General features: G+C 46.3%; 14 protein-coding genes. 10 read left to right on the forward strand and 4 right to left on the reverse strand.

Going from position 1 to position 18,114, the window contains the following annotated elements:
* Positions 1–118: 118 nt before the first annotated feature.
* The 4 genes from fusA to mngA form a co-directional block, all read right to left on the reverse strand.
* Positions 119–2,143, reverse strand: a complete 2,025-nt coding sequence (gene fusA, locus GZK95_RS21180) for an elongation factor G (RefSeq protein WP_075713780.1) — start codon at positions 2,141–2,143, stop codon at positions 119–121.
* A gap of 566 nt (positions 2,144–2,709) precedes the next feature.
* Entirely contained in the window at positions 2,710–3,903 is a 1,194-nt protein-coding gene (gene manA, locus GZK95_RS21185; RefSeq protein ID WP_075713782.1) for a mannose-6-phosphate isomerase, class I, read from the reverse strand.
* Positions 3,904–3,986: 83 nt separating this feature from the next.
* Positions 3,987–6,626 carry a mannosylglycerate hydrolase gene (gene mngB / locus GZK95_RS21190; protein WP_075713784.1) on the reverse strand — a complete coding sequence of 880 codons (2,640 nt, stop codon included), beginning with the start codon at positions 6,624–6,626 and terminating at the stop codon, positions 3,987–3,989.
* Between the two features lie 152 nt (positions 6,627–6,778).
* Complete coding sequence (mngA, locus tag GZK95_RS21195; RefSeq protein WP_075713786.1) at positions 6,779–8,719, reverse strand: PTS 2-O-a-mannosyl-D-glycerate transporter subunit IIABC; 1,941 nt, start codon at positions 8,717–8,719, stop codon at positions 6,779–6,781.
* A gap of 258 nt (positions 8,720–8,977) precedes the next feature.
* Between mngA and GZK95_RS21200 the strand changes: the two genes are divergently transcribed.
* The 10 genes from GZK95_RS21200 to GZK95_RS21245 all read left to right on the forward strand — a co-directional run bounded on the left by GZK95_RS21200 (position 8,978) and on the right by GZK95_RS21245 (position 17,999).
* On the forward strand, positions 8,978–9,697 hold the full coding sequence (locus tag GZK95_RS21200) for a GntR family transcriptional regulator (protein WP_075705629.1): 720 nt from the start codon (positions 8,978–8,980) through the stop codon (positions 9,695–9,697).
* A gap of 159 nt (positions 9,698–9,856) precedes the next feature.
* Positions 9,857–10,492: an SGNH/GDSL hydrolase family protein gene (locus tag GZK95_RS21205; protein ID WP_075705631.1), complete on the forward strand. Its 636-nt coding sequence runs from the start codon at positions 9,857–9,859 to the stop codon at positions 10,490–10,492.
* 28 nt (positions 10,493–10,520) lie between these two features.
* A complete protein-coding gene (locus GZK95_RS21210; RefSeq protein WP_075713788.1) occupies positions 10,521–11,417 on the forward strand; it encodes a LysR family transcriptional regulator in 897 nt (298 codons plus the stop codon).
* Between the two features lie 183 nt (positions 11,418–11,600).
* A complete protein-coding gene (yhfZ, locus tag GZK95_RS21215; RefSeq protein WP_075705635.1) occupies positions 11,601–12,497 on the forward strand; it encodes a GntR family transcriptional regulator YhfZ in 897 nt (298 codons plus the stop codon).
* 9 nt (positions 12,498–12,506) lie between these two features.
* The gene (locus GZK95_RS21220) at positions 12,507–12,878 is read left to right on the forward strand and encodes a PRD domain-containing protein (protein WP_075705637.1); all 372 of its coding nucleotides are present in this window, start codon (positions 12,507–12,509) and stop codon (positions 12,876–12,878) included.
* Positions 12,878–13,753 carry a phosphotriesterase family protein gene (locus GZK95_RS21225; RefSeq protein WP_075713867.1) on the forward strand — a complete coding sequence of 292 codons (876 nt, stop codon included), beginning with the start codon at positions 12,878–12,880 and terminating at the stop codon, positions 13,751–13,753. Before GZK95_RS21220 ends, GZK95_RS21225 begins: the two co-directional genes overlap by 1 nt.
* A gap of 34 nt (positions 13,754–13,787) precedes the next feature.
* A complete protein-coding gene (locus tag GZK95_RS21230; RefSeq protein ID WP_075705639.1) occupies positions 13,788–14,147 on the forward strand; it encodes a DUF2620 domain-containing protein in 360 nt (119 codons plus the stop codon).
* A gap of 10 nt (positions 14,148–14,157) precedes the next feature.
* Complete coding sequence (locus tag GZK95_RS21235) at positions 14,158–15,459, forward strand: YhfT family protein (protein WP_075705641.1); 1,302 nt, start codon at positions 14,158–14,160, stop codon at positions 15,457–15,459.
* Positions 15,460–15,580: 121 nt separating this feature from the next.
* The gene (locus GZK95_RS21240) at positions 15,581–16,762 is read left to right on the forward strand and encodes a YhfX family PLP-dependent enzyme (protein ID WP_075713791.1); all 1,182 of its coding nucleotides are present in this window, start codon (positions 15,581–15,583) and stop codon (positions 16,760–16,762) included.
* The gene (locus GZK95_RS21245; protein WP_075713793.1) at positions 16,755–17,999 is read left to right on the forward strand and encodes a phosphopentomutase; all 1,245 of its coding nucleotides are present in this window, start codon (positions 16,755–16,757) and stop codon (positions 17,997–17,999) included. The genes GZK95_RS21240 and GZK95_RS21245 overlap by 8 nt, the downstream gene beginning before the upstream one ends.
* Positions 18,000–18,114 lie beyond the last annotated feature (115 nt).

Here is an 18,114-nt window from a genome sequence, read left to right on the forward strand (position 1 = left end):
TTCACGTCGTAGTTTTCCTTGAACTTGAGCCAGTGACAAGGCTCTGAATCCTGCATCTTGAAGTCACTTGAGTATAATGTAAGCCCTCACTTCGGTGAGGGCTTTTTAGTATCAAGCGTTAGTGTTGCTCAGTGGCCAGTTCACACACCCGTTTTTGCACCAAAGGTGGTGCTGGCTCATAGTGACTGAGAGACATATTAAAACTGCCCTCTCCACCAGTTATCGAGCGTAAGCGGCGCGAATAGTCTTGCAGTTCATTAAGAGGAGATTTTGCCCTCAACAGAGTGAAATTACTGTCTATCGGCTCCGTCCCTTCTATCAATCCCCGGTTGCCTGATAAGTCACCAGACACGTCACCAACGTTCACCGTTGGGATAGACAATTCCATCTGCACGATAGGCTCCAAAACAATGGGATCAGCATTTTTGATCGCATTGAGAAAAGCTTTCTTACCCGCGATAACAAACGCAATCTCTTTTGAGTCCACGGAATGATATTTACCATCGTAAACCGTCACTTCGACATCCTTAATTGGATTACCCGAAATCGCCCCTTCCTCGAGGGCTTGAACAATCCCCTTCTCCACCGCAGGAATAAGCGCAGTAGGTATAGAACCACCGACAACTTTATTGATGAACTGGAATCCCGCCCCTCGCTCTAGTGGTCGCACTCTCAGTTGTACCTCACCAAATTGCCCAGCTCCACCACTCTGTTTTTTGTGGCGATAGTGCCCTTCCGCGGGTTTGGTTACCGTCTCAAAGTACTCCACGCTTGGCTCGCTGGTTTCCACCTCCAACTTGTAGACATTCGCCATTTTCTCTAATGCAATTTTGAGGTGAAACTCACCTTGCCCGCTTAAGATCGTTTCATTGGTGCGTGAGCGATGCTCAACCCGCAACGAAGGATCTTCACTGACAATTTTATTCAACACATCACCCAGCTTTTGCTCATCTCCACGTTTCATTGGGCGTAAACACAATGAATACATTGGGTTAGGGAAATTGAGTGTTTTAAGTGCCACGCCATCTTCATCATGTGAGTCATGCACGATAGAGTCAAATTCAAGCTCATCGACTTTAGCTAGCACGCAGAAGTCTCCCGCTAAAGCCTTGGTGATTTCGGTACGCACCTTACCTTGCAGTTGATAAAGGTGACCGACTTTAAATGCTTTATTACTCTCACCAATATAGAGCTGGCTACCTACATGGATCTCTCCTTGATAGACCCGCAAATATGCCAATTTACCCATGTAAGGGTCGACGCTGATTTTGTACACATGGGCCACACTATGCTCTAAGGTCTCACAATTGACCTTAATCATCTTGCCATTTTTCTCTAATAACGGAGGATTCCCCTCGTTAGGCATCGGCATAATTTCCGTCAATGTTCTCAGCAGTAATTCAACACCCGCCCCCGTTTGTGCCGACACAAAGCAAATTGGCACCACATGTTCGGTTCTAAGCGCTTCCTCAAACGGGTCATGCAACTGCTCAGGCGTCAGTTCTGATCCCTGTTCAAGGTAGAGTTCCATTAACTCTTCATCCACTTCTATCACTTGATCAATCAAGGTTTCATGTGCCGCTTCTACACTTGAAATGAGCGTATCTTGCTCGGTTTGAGGTTCAAAGTAACAATCGACAACACTTTTCCCGTCCGCTGAAGGTAAGTTAATCGGCAGACAGTTGTCACCGAAATGCTCAACGATGTTCTCCATTAAGGCTTCAAGTTGACTGCCATGATTGTCGAGTTTATTGATGATGATCATCTGACACATATGTCGCTCTTTGGCAAACGCAAAAATACGCTCAGAGGTTTGATTTATCGGTGCTTGTGGGTCGATGATGAGTGCGGTGGTTTCTACCGCAGGAAATACGCTGAGCGTACGTCCTAGCAGTTCATTTTGTCCGGGAGTATCAATGATATTAAGACGGTGTTGATTCCAACTGAGCGCGACTGGCGTCGCTTCGATACTGTGTTGGTACTGAATAGATTGGTCATCAAAATCGGTAACGGTATCCCCTTTTTCTACGCATCCTAAATGGGTGGTTGTCTGGCAGGTATAAAGCAGCTTCTCAATTAAGGTTGTTTTACCAGTTCCCGTTTGGCCGACAAAGGCGATGTTGCGGATCTTATTGATAGGCATAGGGCCTCCTTGCAAATGACACGTTGAACACGATTGGCTGATTAGCGCCATCGGTTCCAAGTTAAACCTGATTTCAGGTAACAAACGGCATTAAGTGGGCGGGATTACCGCCCTATCGTCTGCCATGTCATTTTTCGGATCACCCCATGCATATCACCACCATGACTGAAGGTTTATGACTCCTCATCTAAGCATGGCTCAATATTTCACCAATTAATGTGATTAATTTCATTCTATCCGCGAGAGGAAGGCAGCCATTGCCAAGAATGATACATTGATAGGATCTCGGTTAGATGTTCTCGTTTTTGAGAAGAGCAAAAACGAAAAAAGCCCACCAAATGGTGGGCTGGTCGTTGATACCAAAAAAGTCGGTGAAAAGGCTGGTATCAGTTGTACATCTCGCAAGACGCGACCAAAGATACCCGAGTAATCTCTAGGCTAACGGGTAACAATAACAACATCGGTATTCCTTTGAGCGACTAACATTGACTTGGGGGGGAAACAAAGATGGCCGCTCGGCGTTGTTGCGTTGGCCCAAGCATCACTGAGTCTTGGGCATCTGAGCATCAGTTAAAAGCACGTGCCAAAGTGCCTAATCCAGAATATCGATAGACCTTAGCACGATTGCAAACAAAAGCAGACTCACCCGCAACAAGGGTGATTTCTTCACTACCACCACTTAGTGTTGCTTGACCTTCAATACAGAAAATAATCTCTGCACCACGCACATATTGCACTTTCGCCTTGGCATCGAGCGTCATGATCTCAAAACCGAAATCATCAACTGGGATCGGATAACCGAGCTTATTTCCGCTGCTAAACGGTGCCAGCTTGATGTGGTCAGCTGAAATTGAGTGGAACTGAGTATTGGCGATAAGCTCTGCCACATCCATGTACTTCGGCGTCAAACCTGCACGCAGCACGTTGTCAGAGTTCGCCATTATTTCCAAGCCAGTACCTTTTACATACGCATGCGGCGTTTCAGCATGGAGGAACATCGCTTCACCTGGTTCAAGCTCCACCACATTTAATAGCAGCGGTGAAAACAGACCGATATCATCGCTATACCCTTGGCTAAACTCTCGAATGAGATCAAACGCTTCCCGTGCTAATGCCGTTTTAGCGGGCCGTTCGATTCGCGCAATAAGTTCAGCGATCGCTTGCTGCTTTCTCTCGCCGGTAAGGTTCATCACCACAGAGAAAAACTCTGCTAAGCCTTGCTCATTGGGTAAAGCACTTAGCGCATCAATTTCATCACGCAGCGTATCAATTTCTGCTTGTTGAAACAGTGCCACAATCTCTGCTACTGGGCGAAAACCATTCATCGCTTTGTAAAACGTTAACGCGTAAACCAACTCAGGCTTATGGTTTGCGTCTTTATAATTTCGGTTCGCCGCATTTAACTCAATGCCTTGCTGGTTCTCTTTCGCAAAGCCTGCCATCGCTTTCGCTTTACTTGGGTGAACTTGCACTGAAAGCGGTTTTTCCGCAGACAATACTTTAAATAGATAAGGCAGTTCGCCAAAACGTTCCGCCGTATACTCACCCAACACGCCTTTAGGATCTTGCGCGATGACCTCAGACAAAAGCTCACCGCTTCCCGCTACTTTTGAGCAGCCATTTGGGTGTGCGCCCATCCAGATTTCAGCTTGAGGTTGATTGTCTGGGTTAGTGATGCCAAATAGCTCACCCATCGCCGTTTTACTACCCCAAACATAATTCTGAATCACGTTGTCGAGTTTAAATAGTGTTTTAGTCATAGTGGAATCTCTTTCGAGCGTGTGGAAGAGGAATAAAAAAGCTCAGCACATCTATGAGGCAATGTGCTGAGCAAAGGAGGCGATTAGAACTTCACTAAGAATGACTTAGCTTGGCATGCTTTCAAGCTGCCAAAGCTTGTCTGCGCTTGAGATTGCGCTAGAGGCTTCTCATCCATGCTCACTTCTTGCCATGCGCTTACCGCTTGAGTAAAGCAAACACTATCTTCTAGCTCACCCGTTTCTGCTGGGTTGTAGACACGAATCACAAGGCCTTGCTCATCTTCCGCTTTCTTCAGCACGCTCAACACTGCGCCACGTTGCTCTTTTTCAAGCAAGCTGTACGTGAGAGGCTTATCTTGCTCACCCACATTTAGCTTCATCGCGTTGTATGGGATCTTGTTGTAACACTTTATTGGAGTGACGTTGTCACGAGATTCAGCCATAATGTTCGCACTGATGTGATCACCTTGGTAACCAAACAGGCTGAAGTTACACACTAGCTTGCCACGCGTTTGCGAGTCAGGCGTTGGGATCTTAATACCTGAAGGACGCCCCGGACGCAGCAGTAGTTCTTCTTTACCCAACGTACCAACACCGCGTAGCAGCGTTAGAGCAAACGTGTCGCGCTCTTGGTTGTTTTGGCTTGAGATAATTTCAAACTCACGCAGACCATTAGTCATTAGCGCCATACCGCCAGCCGAGTTCTCAACCGCGGCAAAGTTCATCAGTTGGTAAACCGGTACTGGCGCTTCTTTCCAGCCTTCTTGTTCCCATACTTCCATGGCAGGATCGTTGGTTGAACGAGTGATCAAACCAAACTGGTTATCCGCTACCACGGTTTCAGAAACAAATGGCGTCGGGATAAGCACACGTACGCGGTGATCATCAGCTTGGTTATCCAGCTCCATGCGAACTTCAATACGGCGGCTACCTTGTTTTAGTACCACTTGGCAATCGACGTCTAGGAAACCATTTTGACCTGCACGCTCTTCACGCTCTTGCAGGTTTGCAGGGACAGACATGCGTAGCTTAATGTTCGCAACCGATTGGAAGCCTTCGTGTTTGATTTCTGTTTGCACCTCAAACTCATCGGAATAGAGTAGCCATTCTTGGCGTGATGGAGAGTAATCGTATTCGTCACCATCATCGGAGCCATCTTCGATACGCAGCGCTTGGTCGTAAGTGTGTAGCGTCTCTTTGTCGAAAATCGTTAAGGTACCGTTCGCGTTCACATTGATGCGGTAAAAGTCGTTCTCTAGAACGTGTTCACCCTGCTCTGCCACTTTTTGCGTGCCTTTGCTGTGCGCTTCAATATGCAATGTCGTGAAGCCCATTGCTGGTACTGTATGTTTAAACTGGATGTCATATTCGATGAACGGGTCGTAGTTACCGTAGTGAACGATCTGACGGTCAATCTTACCTGGGTCAATCACGCGTTGGTCTTGAATAAAGTACTCAATCGCGTTGCCGTTATCATCAAACAGATTAAATTCATTAGCACGTAGAGTAATCGTGGTATTGATCACCTCTTCACGCGCGTATGGAGATAGGTTGAACAGCGCTAGCTTGTCACAGCCTTCGCGCGCTGGCATATGGTCAACAATCTTACGTTTGTAGAAGTTGATTAGGTTGGTCGCCATATCATCGGCAAGGATGTAACGGTTTAGGATTTCAGCGTGTACTTTGTCTGAGCAGCAGCAGCCAATCGAGTCATGAGCGTGGTTCTTCATGCTCTCTTTCCACATTTTCTCAATCAGACCGTGGTGGTATTCAAAGCCTAAGCTCCAAGCGATAGACGCAAGCGGCTCTAGAATGTTGACGATCTTATTCTCAACTTCTGCGTGGATCAGTTTGATGTCCATACGAGTTGATGAAATCGTGCGGTGAACACGCATGTACTTGCCGTCGTTAAACTCACCTTTTACTGTATCTAGTTGATCGCGCAGCGCTTCAATACGCTCAAACACTTCCTCGTAACGGCTCATCACAAACTCGCGATCAGGGTAGATTTCGCGCAGCTTGTCCATCACTTCAAAAATGTCTTTTTGAATTGGCATTTGGTCGTGACCGTTTGGCAACAAAATGTCTTTCGTCACTGATGGCTTTTCAAGCACAGGGAAGTATTTGTCTAGGCGGTCGCGCAAACCTTTTTCATCTTGAGGTAAGTATTTACCAATCGCATAGCCCAGTGGTAGCACTTGTGCAGTCACTTCACTGCCATCGTTTGATTGCCATACGAACTCGGTTTTATCTGTACCATGACGCTCAGAACAGCCACGCCAGAACATCGCGCGATTGATACCAAAGCCGTTGTAAATCATAGGTAGTTGCGAGCTCATTGAGAATGAATCTGGTAGGTAACCAATCTTCATTACTTCACCAAACTCTAGGCAGTCACGAATACCGTAAAGCATATTACGTACAATGGATTCGCCAGATACTTGCATGGTATCCGTTTGTGAGTACCAAGGACCGATAATCAGTTTGCCTGCTTCAACTAGGGCTTTAACGCGCTCTTTGTTCTCTGGTTTGATCGCGAAGTAATCTTCTAGTACTGCGGTTTGACCATCCAGTACGTAGTATTTGTATGCAGGGTCAGTTTCTAGACGCTGCATGATCTCTTCCATATTGTTTACCAGAAGAATACGTGACTCTTCAGTGGTGAAATACCATTCACGATCCCAGTGCATGTGTGGAGTAATATGAACGCGTGATGTAGTCATAACTGTATTACCTATTGAGCGATTTACTTAGTCAGTAAAGAGACTCGAAATTTGAAATTTGAAAACTTGGTGAGGAAGCCTTATCAGGCAATACTGCTTCACCGGCAGTTAGCATCAGGACACAGTTACCCTGTGTCCTGTGCGATTAAGCGTTAGTTTGAAGTCGCAACCTGAGCGTCAAATTGACCCTTTTTTATCGCGTGAGCTCGCCACGCAATCAGCATTGCCGTAGAAATTGCGGTACCGATTAGAGCAGCACCAAGCCAGATAGCACCGGCACCGAATGCACCGATTTCAGCGCTGTAATCGAGTAAGAATAGCGATACGATACCCGCGCCCGGCGCTTGTAGACCGATACCCGCCGCACCTACGATGGCACCACAAACTGCAGAGCCGACTAGGAATGAGCCGATAACACGGACTGGATCTTCAATCGCCATTGGAATTGCACCTTCCGTGATACCCGCAAGGCCGAGTAGCCAAGTTGACTTGCCTGTTTCGATTTCAAAATCTTTAAACAGACGAGGACGTAGCATGGTTGAGAAGGTCACCGTAAAGGCAGATACCATTTTTACTGAGGCGAAGATTGCGTATGGCGCAAAGTTACCGTTCGCCATTGCACCCACACAGAATAGGTAAGCTGCTTTATTGATTGGACCGCCAAGGTCAGACGATACAAATAGACCGATTACCGCACCTAGGATGATGGCATTAGTACCAGACAGACCATTAAGGAAGTCAGTCAATCCTTGGTTAAGCCATGCGACAGGTTTACCCACCACAAACAGCATCAATGAACCAACGATCAAGGTGCCAAGTACTGGGTAGAGGTAGAAGGTCAAGAAACCATTAAATGCAGGGCTAACGCGAACATTCTCTTTCACCCAGCGCATAAAGTAGCCCGCGAGCAAACCACCAGCGACGCCCCCAAGGAAGCCTGCCCCGATTAAGTTCGCCGCAAGACCTGCCGCAAAACCTGGGCCCAATGCTGGTTTATCAGCTAAAGAGTAAGCCGTGTATGCTGCGAGTACTGGCACCATTAGTACGCCAAGTAGACCACCACCAAGTTTACGATACATGTTCAACCAGCTGCCTGCTTCGTTATACAGCGCAAGCATTTCTGGGTTGATACGTGAAAGCAGAACCGCAATCGCCAGCACCGTACCACCCGCCACAATCAGTGGCACAGCAAACGAGATACCAGAGAGCAGCGCTTGTTTAACATCGGTTTTCCAAGAGTTGCGTTTCTTCGGCGCATCTGTTGCAACCGTACGCTCGGCACCAGAGCCATTTTTCGCCGCTTCCAACGCTTCATTTAGAATGCGCTCTGCGTGTTTGATTGGCTCAGCAACAGGCACTTCAACGCGCGGAATACCGTTAAAACGCTCTAGCTCTTTAATCGCAACTTCTGCCGCAAATACGCAAGCATCGGCTTTGTTCAGTTGCTCAGCCGTTAAGCGGTCTTCAATACCATTGGCACCTTGTTTCTCAACATGGACATTGATACCAAGCTTCTTACCCGCTTTTTCAAGATATTCCGCTGCCATATAAGTATGAGCAATACCAGCAGGGCATGCCGTTACACAGACGACCGTCGGCGCATTTGTATCTAAGTTGTCTTGTTTTTCTACGACTTCATCAGGCTTGTTAAACAGCGCAAGAAGTTCATCTGTCGTCGTCGCGTTGAGCACGGCTTCGCGTACGTCGTCATCAACGAGTGTGGTGGTTAGCTCTGTAAGCAAGTGCATATGCGTAGAGCCAGCTTCAGCATTTGGAATCGCAATCAGGAAGATCAGATTAACATCTTCATCCTCATCCAAACCTTTCCATTTCAAATCTTGTTTCAAAGTGGCAACAGCGAAAGCGGCTTCTTTTACTGCATCAGTTTTGCCGTGAGGGACAGCCAGACCTTCACCTAAAGCGGTTGGCCCTTGTTCTTCACGCGCAAATACAGCGTCTAAATATTGTTGTTTGTCATGCAGTTTGCCTTGTTGATCTAATTGTTCAGCAAGCGCACGAATCGCTTCGTCACGACTATTAAATGTCGTTTGTAAGTTAATCAGCGATGGGTGGGTTAGAGAGGTTAGATTCATAACGTTTGTCCCATTGTCACATTATTCATTGTTGTCCGTACAACAATGAGACCAATAATACCTATTAAATACAAATGATCCGCGATCCAGATCTCATTTGAATCAATAAATGTATTAATGTTGTATTGTTTATTTTCAAAATAGACAAAACAACTACTTGTCATATTGAAGTGAATTCGTATGATACGGTTAACTATAGCGTATATAAACACTGTTCCAAGATTAGAGAAGTAACGGACCAGTGTAAGAGAGGTCACTATGGCACGACTGCCAATGTATCGACAAATTGCTGATGCCATTCGCGCCAAAATTAGCTCTGGTGAATACAAAGTGGGCAACGCACTGCCAACTGAAGCGCAATTGCGTGAAGAGTTCTCCGTCAGTCGCGTCACTGTACGCCAAGCGCTTAAGCTGTTGGTCGAAAACGATGAGCTTGAGAGCAAACAAGGTAGTGGGACTTACGTTAAAGAGAGCAAAGTCAACTATGACATTTATCAGCAAAGTAGCTTTGCTGAAAAGTGGTCACACCTAGACTCTGTCACTCGTAGCGATGTACTCGCGTTTGAGATCCGTAGTGCCTCACTCACGATGGCAGAACGTCTAGATATCTGTGAAGGTGATAGAGTCTTCTATGTAAAGCGGGTTCGCTATGTTGATGAAAACCCAATTACGGTAGAAGAAACTTGGTTACCAACTGAGATGTTCCCCGATCTCACCTATCAAGTGATGCAAGGTTCAAAATACGAGTTTATCGAAAATCAAAAAGGGCTCGTCATTGATCGAAGTGAACAAGAAATCATTCCCGTACTGCCACCAAAAGAGATCGCCGAACTACTTGGCATTGACCCAGCACAACCGATTATAGAGAAACGTACCCGTAGCCATTTAATCGATGATACAATTTTCGAATACAGTCGAAACTATTTTAAATCAAGCGATTACAAATTCACGCTGGTTGCAAAACGACATCGTTCATAAATTCTGACTATTTGTGTTCAGCGCGGCATCGAGATGCTCTGATCGGTAAACTCTATCGTGACGAGACGCCGGCCAATACTCAAATAGAGAGCCAGTTAGATTCGCTGGCTCATCTTCGATGAACGACAATAAGCTTGAGTTTGTTGGCAAGGATAGGAAATGAAATCAGGTCTTAATTCTGTTTTATGTTTTGGGGACTCCAATACATGGGGCTACATTCCACTAGTCGGTGGACGCTACCCAGTGGAACAACGCTGGACTTCACTGCTTGAGCAAATGCTGCCAGATAACTGGCGAGTGATTAATGAAGGCTTACCGGGCCGAACCACGGGCTTTCATGAATCCATCCATAACCCTCACTCTGGTCTTGGTTATTTTCTGCCGTGCTTAGAGAAACACCAACCCGATGTGGTGGTTATTATGCTTGGCACGAACGATCTACAAAGTCATCTCGAACTCTCTGCCCAAGATATTTCACTTGGTGCCGCGCAACTCGTGAAACAAGCTCAGCATTTTGCCAATCATCACAATGGCAAACCAACAGACATCGTTTTGATATGCCCGCCTCCAATCTATCAAGTCGGCTTTGCTGCGACAGGTTTTGATGGTGCCGAAGAAAAGTCAAAACAGTTTGCCGAACATTTTGAGCAACGAGCCCAAGAGCTCGGCTGCTATTATATCAATGCGGGCGAATTTGTGACTTCAAGCCCTGATGAAGGTGTGCACTGGCATCAAGACCAACCGGCTAAGTTTGCACAAGGCTTGTTTGAACAAATCAAGCACCTGTTTATCTAGTAAGCGTTTATCAATCGCAGGCCATACAATGAAAGTACTTCAAGACTTTAGTGTGTTTATAGAAACAGCTCGCCAAGGGAGTATTACCCAAGCGGCAAACATTCTTAACATTACGCCTGCGGCTGTAAGTGCCACCATCAAACGTCTCGAAACCCAATTTGGTTGTGCACTGTTTATCCGCTCGACTCGCAGTATTCGTCTTACCGCAGAAGGGCAACTGATGCTTGAGCGCTGCCAGCAAGCGGTCAATGCGATTGAATCTGGTATCGAATCCGTCAAACGCGATCCCAACCAAATTACGGGTCATTTACGCCTAGCCATGCCATCCGATTTGGGGCGCAACATCATCATCCCTCTGCTGGATGAATTTATGGATTTACACCCCAAACTCTCGATCTCTCTTGAGCTTAGTGACAGCTTAATTGACCTCTATACCCGCCCAATCGACGCCTCCATCCGCTACGGTATGCCACCAGATTCCACCATGGTCGCACTCCCTATTTGCCCTGATAATGACCGCGTCGCTTGCGCCTCTCCCGAGTATCTCGCCAAATATGGCACCCCCACTCACCCAGCAGAGCTCGTCAATCACAACTGTATTAACTTTATTACCTTGGTCAAATACCACACCAAATGGCGCTTTACCAAACAGGGCGAAAAGTGCGAAGTCATCGCAACGGGTAACCGTTTTGCCAACGATGGTGATGCCGTGCGCCGTTGGATGATTTCTGGCAAAGGGATTGGTTATAAGTCACGCCTTGATTCACAACCAGATATTGATAATGGCAGCTTAGTAGCCCTCTTCGAAGATTGGCAGGGTGATAAAATCCCACTCAATCTGGTGGTGACAGATAAACGTCAATTGACGCCTGCGTTGAATTCTCTGCGTGATTTTCTGCGAGAGAAACTGGTTGAAAAGACTTAAAATCAACAGTTTAACACCAATAAAACTGGTCAAAGACCTTTGAATATCTGACAAATTCACCAAGACAGTGTGTTTAACTATTCAACGATTTTTATCGAAACGGGTCACAAAATAGCCGCAACTATCTTCCTAACCAGCCAGCTTACTGCTAATTTATCTTCAAAATAATGAAGATTTAAATTTATGTCAGTTCAATACATTAGCAAAGAAGGCGCAGCGATCATGAATATCGCTCAATACCTAATGACCACAAATGAAGGTGATCGATTAAGAACTATCGACTCACTCTCAGAGGAGTTTGCGGTCTCGGTAGGCTTTATTCAGAAAGCGCTAACCACTATAGAGCAGCGTGGTGCCGTCGTGTTGTCAAAACAGGGACGTAACGGAACTTTTATCAGCCAATTAAACTATCAAGAACTGGTAGCATGCGCTGGGATCAGCAATGTCGTTTGTGCGATGCCACTTCCCTATACCCGTCACTATGAAGGATTGGCAAGCGGTCTAAAAGCGCAACTTGGTGGTCTTCCGCTCTACTTTGCCCATATGCGCGGTGCAAGCGTACGTGCCGAATGTTTGAAAAATGGCACCTATGATGTGGCGATTATGTCTAAGTTGGCAGCGAAAGAGTTAGCATCTGGGTTAATTACTGCCATTGATTTGGGACCACGAACTTATTCTCACGAACACCGCTTAATCTATCGTCAAGGAGAGTTTGAGCAAATCAAACGTGTCGGTGTCGACCCCGATTCTCCTGACCAAAAGATTCTTACTAGTCAGGCATTTGAAGACAAGGAAATCGAAATTGTCGAAATACACTACGGTGAAAGCTTAAATCACCTGACCAATGGCGATATTGACGCTGTCGTTTGGCTTCCAGAAGCGATCGATATGGAAAAATACGGCTTAGCAGAGCAATCGCTTAGCCACCTACCCGCCTGCCAGCAAGCATCCGAAGCGGTTATGTTGGTCAATGGCAACGAGCAGCACATTACTATCTTGCTGCGTAAATTACTGAAACTTTCACCGCTACTGATCCATCAACAAGCGGTGGTGAAAGGTGAACTCACACCAAGCTATTAAAGGTGACATATGGAAGAGCGACTCGAGCTGCTGTTGCAAGCCAATGTGATTAGCTCAAAAGCACAACAAGGCTGTTTACGAGTAATTGATATCATCGATAAACAACTGTCTGTGCCACACGACAATGAACAGTATCAAATGGCGATCACTCACTTAGCGAGAGCGGCGGATCGTATTTGGCAAAATGAAGCCGTAGCAGAGGGATTGGACCAAGACATTCTCGATGAGATTTCAACGGATGAATGCTATTCCGACACACTCACACTGCATCAACAGGTATTGGATGCGATGGAACTACACACTGTACCGAGCAGTGAAGAGGGTTTTATGTTAGCCAATATCTATTCATTGATTCAGACCTCACTTGAGGAGACAAAATGATGATTGATACTACGGGTTATACCTACTGTCATGAGCACTTGCACATCGACTTATCGCCACAAAAACACACTCTTGATTGTCGTTTGGATCAATACCAGCTGTTGTGTGAAGAGATGCGTGACGTTCAAAAACGTGGGGTACGTAACATCGTAGAAGTGACCAACTCTTTTATGGGCAGAAATCCTCAATTTATTGAAAATTTAATTAATGACACTGGTATCAACGTCTTACTTTCTACCGGTTTTTATATTGAAGGCTTCTTCCCCGCCAGCTTGTACGACGCAAGTGTCGAGCAAATTGCCCAAGGAATGATCAATGAAATAGAAGTTGGTATTGATGGTTCTTGCTTAAAAGCGAGTGTGATTGGAGAAATTGGCAGTAGCGAAGCGCAGTTTAGCCCAACCGAACAAAAAGTATTTCAAGCCGCGGCAATCGCCCACCTTGAAACGGGGCGTCCAATCTCAACTCACCAATCAATGAGTACGATGGGTAGACAACAAATTGAACTGCTAAAACAGTGCGGCGTTGAAATGGAAAACGTCACCATTGGCCACTGTGACCTACGCGATAACTTTGAGCACATTATTTGGATGCTCGATCAAGGCTGCTATGTGCAGTTCGACACCATTGGCAAAAACAGTTACTACCCAGACGACAAACGTGCAGCCTCCATCGCCGAACTATGCCGACGAGGCTACGAAAAACAGATCATGCTCTCGATGGACATTACCCGTCGCTCGCACTTAAAAGCCAACGGTGGCCTAGGTTTTAGCTACCTAATTGACGAATTCGTTCCCCTGCTTAAACAGCATGGGGTCAGTGATCACCAAATAAGCACCCTACTAAAAACCAACCCTGCTCGCTTATTTGGCTAGAGAGCGTCCGCGCTCAAAAATATAAGGATAGAACATGAAAAAAATCGCGATTGCTGGTTTGCAGCGTGAGCAAATCAAACAGCAAATTGAGACAACCATGCCCGACACCTTTGAGTGCCATATCCTCACCGATATGGACGCGGCGATGAAGGTTAAGTCAGGAGAAATGGACTACTTTATCGGATGTTGTAATACCGGCGCTGGTGGCGCACTGGCTATGGCTATCGCCATTATTGGTTTTGGTCAAAGTTGCACCATCGCAAAGCCAGCAATTCAAGCAAAGCAAGATGAGGTTCAGCAGTTTATAGATAAAGGCTGTGTCGCGTTTGGCTTATCTATTGAACATGTCGAGCACGCAGTCCCCATGCTCACAAAACTACTCGCAGAGAAGTAAGGAGTCTCTCATGGATATTATGCACATTGGACTGGTTGCTGCACTCTGTGCCATGACCGCATTGATTGCCAACATGAGTGCCGCCGTCTTCCATGACGGCATCCGCCCTGTTTTACCACAATTATTCGAAGGCAATATGACTCGCCGAGATGCAGGTTCTGTTGCGTTCGGTCTTTCCATCGGTTTCGTTGCTTCTGTAGGTATTTCTTTCACTCTATCAACTGGACTGCTTAACCCTTGGTTACTCTTTTTGCCCACCGATATCCTTGGTGTCATGATCGGTAGCCGCATTCTGGCAGCGCTCGCTGGTGGGTTGTGGGGAGTGTTAGTTGTCACCTCTCTTGCGGGTGTAAATGCCGTTTTAACTGGTCTACCGATTGATGCTCTTGGCGCACTAGGTGAACTCGGTACACCGGTAATGTCAGCCTTTGCACTCTTCCCACTGTTGGCTATTTTCTATCAATTTGGCTGGAAAGCTGGGGCAATTGCAGCTGGTGTCATTCTGCTTTCTCGCTTAATGATCATGAAGTTCACTGGCATTTACCCAGAGTCGATTCAAATCTTTGTCGGTATGCTAATGTTAGTTTTCTTTGCGGTACGTAAAGACTTAGCGGATCGTAAAGCAGGCATTCAGGCTCCAGATATGTCTGGCCTACACAGCATTTTTGAAGAACGAACCAAACGTATTGTTAAACACTTACCTTTCTTGGCGGTCACTGGTGCACTGATTGCAGCGGTTTCGAACGGTGGTATTTTCGCCGGATCCGAAGTCTCTATCTATTCACTCGCAGACGCACTGAAAATCGCCGACCCTGAAGCTCAAGATGCCGCCATGAAACAAGTGGCTCTGTCTGAGTTTATGCGTGGCTTAGGCTTTATTCCGCTGATTGCAACGACCGCGCTCGCAACGGGTGTTTATGGCGTGGTGGGTATGACCTTTGTGTTCGTCGTGGGTTATCTATCACCCAATATGGCAGTCGCAGCAGCATTAGGTGCCGTCACTATTTGCGTTGAAGTTTACTTATTACGTGGTATCGGCCGCTTCTTAGAGCAGTTCCCTTCAATTCGGAACGCTTCAGACAATATTCGTAACTCAATGAACACACTAATGGAGTTCGCACTTCTTATCGGTGGTGTTCTCGCGGTAATGAAAATGGGATCCACCACAGGCTTTACCATCTTTGCGATGTTGTTCTACCTCAACGAAGTTATGGGTCGCCCTGTATTGAAGATTGCAGCTCCAGCCGTAGCCGCCATTCTCACTGGCGTCATCTTAAACATTCTTCACGTGGTTGGACTGTTCGCCATCTAAAAATAAATAGCCGAGCTGATCACTGGCTTAAATTACTCAATTAGATCAACTGGTGTCGTTATTTAACCAGCGCTACAGAGATGTTAGTGCCGGATCAGCTCATTCCTAAAAAGGGGAGAAAATGTTTTTACAAGCCTTAGAAAAGCAAAATCCCGACTTAGTAGAAGCCGCGTTAAGCTTATTTAACCAAGGTCTATTGATGCCGGATACAACCGTCATTGATGTAGACCAATTTATTCACAATGCCCAAAATATACGCCAACAGGCAGATAGATATGGACTGAAGTTGTTTGCAATGACCAAGCAGGTCGGTCGCAATCCTTTACTCGCCAAAATCCTAATCGAGCAATGTCAATTTGATGGGATTGTCTGTGTCGACTTTAAAGAAGCGCGCCTAATGGCAAAACATGGACTGCCAATTGCGAATGTTGGTCATTTAGTCCAGCCACCCACTAATATGATCGATAGCCTAATTGGAGAAATTCAACCCGAGGTGATTACGGTTTACAGTCTCGATAAAGCCAAACAGATCTCGAATGCCGCACAGAAGTATCAGCGCCAACAAGGCCTGCTGCTGAAATTCTATCATGCACGAGATCAACTCTACACGAATCAAGAGTCGGGCTTTCCAATCGAAGAGCTGGATGACATTGTCGCAGAAATTGAAGCGATGCCAAACGTACATATTGAGGGTGTCACCCATTTCCCTTGCTTTCTTTATAACCAAGAAAGTAACAAAACCCAGCCTACTGCAAACTTAACCACCTTGATTGAGGCAAAGCAGAGATTAGAACAGCTGGGCGTTGAGTGTCGCCAAATCAATGCACCGTCAGCAACTTGCGTTGAAACGCTACCGATATTAGCTGAGTTTGGTTGTACACATGGTGAGCCTGGGCACGCATTGACTGGCACAGTGCCTGCCAATGCCACCACCACCCAAAGCGAAAAAATCGCGATGCTCTACCTAAGTGAGGTGTCTCACCATTATGGTTCAGACAGTTACTGCTTTGCGGGGGGTTACTACCGCAGAGGTGGTCTAGAGAACTGCTTGGTTTTCGATAATAACAAGCGCTACCTCACCAGTATCTACAATGATGATCGCGACAGCATCGATTATCATCTGCGCCTATCTGGATTGTTTCCTGTCGGGTCACCAGTAATCATGGCGTATCGCACTCAAGTCTTTGTCACCCGAAGTGATGTTGCTTTAGTGGCCGGAATTAGCAGTGGCAAGCCACATCTCATGGCTGTTTACGACGCATTAGGAAATCCACTGAACACCAGCGAGGTGCATCATGGCTAGATTTATTGTCGTGGTTCTTGATGGATTTGGCGTAGGTGAAATGCCGGATGTGCCTCAGGTGAGACCACAAGATTGTGGTGCAAACACTGCCAACAAACTACTGTCTCACTTTGCTCTCAAACGATTACCCACTCTAGAAAAAATGGGGCTACAGAATGTGGTTGGTAACCCTGACTCAGTGATGAAGCCCAACCCAGATGCCAATACAGGTTCAGCTTGGCTTGCTCATGAAGGTGGTGACACGTTTATGGGACACCAAGAAATTATGGGCACACAACCAAAACCCCCATTGGTTCAACCCTTTCAACAAGCACTAGCAAAGATTGAGTCAGCACTGATCGACAAAAGCTATCACGTTGAAAGAATTACCCAGCAAGGATTGTCATTGCTGCAAATTGAGCACGGTGTCGTTGTCGGCGATAACTTAGAGGCTGATTTAGGACAAGTCTATAACTTAACATGCAATTTCAATGTAGTGCCGTTTGAAAAACTGCTTGAGATTGCCAGTGTCGTACGGGCAAATAACCCCGTAAGTCGCAATATCGCCTTTGGTGGCAATATTGAATCAGAGAACGGCATACCTAGCATGCAACGCGTCTATAACGCGATTGAAGTAAAAAACGACCCTCAAGGGCAACCTACTTATATCGGCATCAATGCCCCAGATAGCGGCGCGTACGAATGCGGTTTTCAAGTGGCTCACTTGGGCTTTGGTGTGGATGCACTAACTCAGGCACCTCACTTGCTCCACCAACAAGGCATAAAAACTTGGTTGTATGGCAAAGTCGCAGACATCGTGCAAAACCCAAATGGTCAATCCTACCTATCGGTTGTGGATACCGATGAAGTATTTCGCTTGTTAAACCAAGATTTAGCCACGCAAACGCAGGGGTTCTTCTGCGCCAATGTACAAGAGACAGATCTTTCTGGGCACCAACAAGATCCCAAACAGTATTGGCGCGTTCTGGAACGAGCAGATATTGGGTTAAGCCAAGTGATTGAGAAGATGACCGAGCAAGATGTGCTTATCGTTATGGCCGATCATGGCAATGATCCGTTTATTGGTCACACCAAACATACGCGGGAAAAAGTACCACTCCTTGCGATAAAAAAAGGTCACCAAGCCCTTAACCTTGGTGAACGCGAGACCCTGTCAGACGTTGGCGCAACTGTCTGCAAATTTTTTGCGGCTCAAGCACCAGAAAACGGTGCCCCCATCACCAGTTTGCTAAACTAGTTTTAAGCCTAAACCGTTTGTGTCCCCTTCATCACAAATTCGTTGTTTAGGTATCTCGCACAGCCTCCTAGCCACTTCCCCCTTTTGTTAGGAGGCTTTTCTTTTACTAACAGTG

It is taken from the genome of Vibrio panuliri, from assembly GCF_009938205.1.
In the GTDB taxonomy this organism is placed as follows: Bacteria; Pseudomonadota; Gammaproteobacteria; order Enterobacterales; family Vibrionaceae; genus Vibrio; species Vibrio panuliri.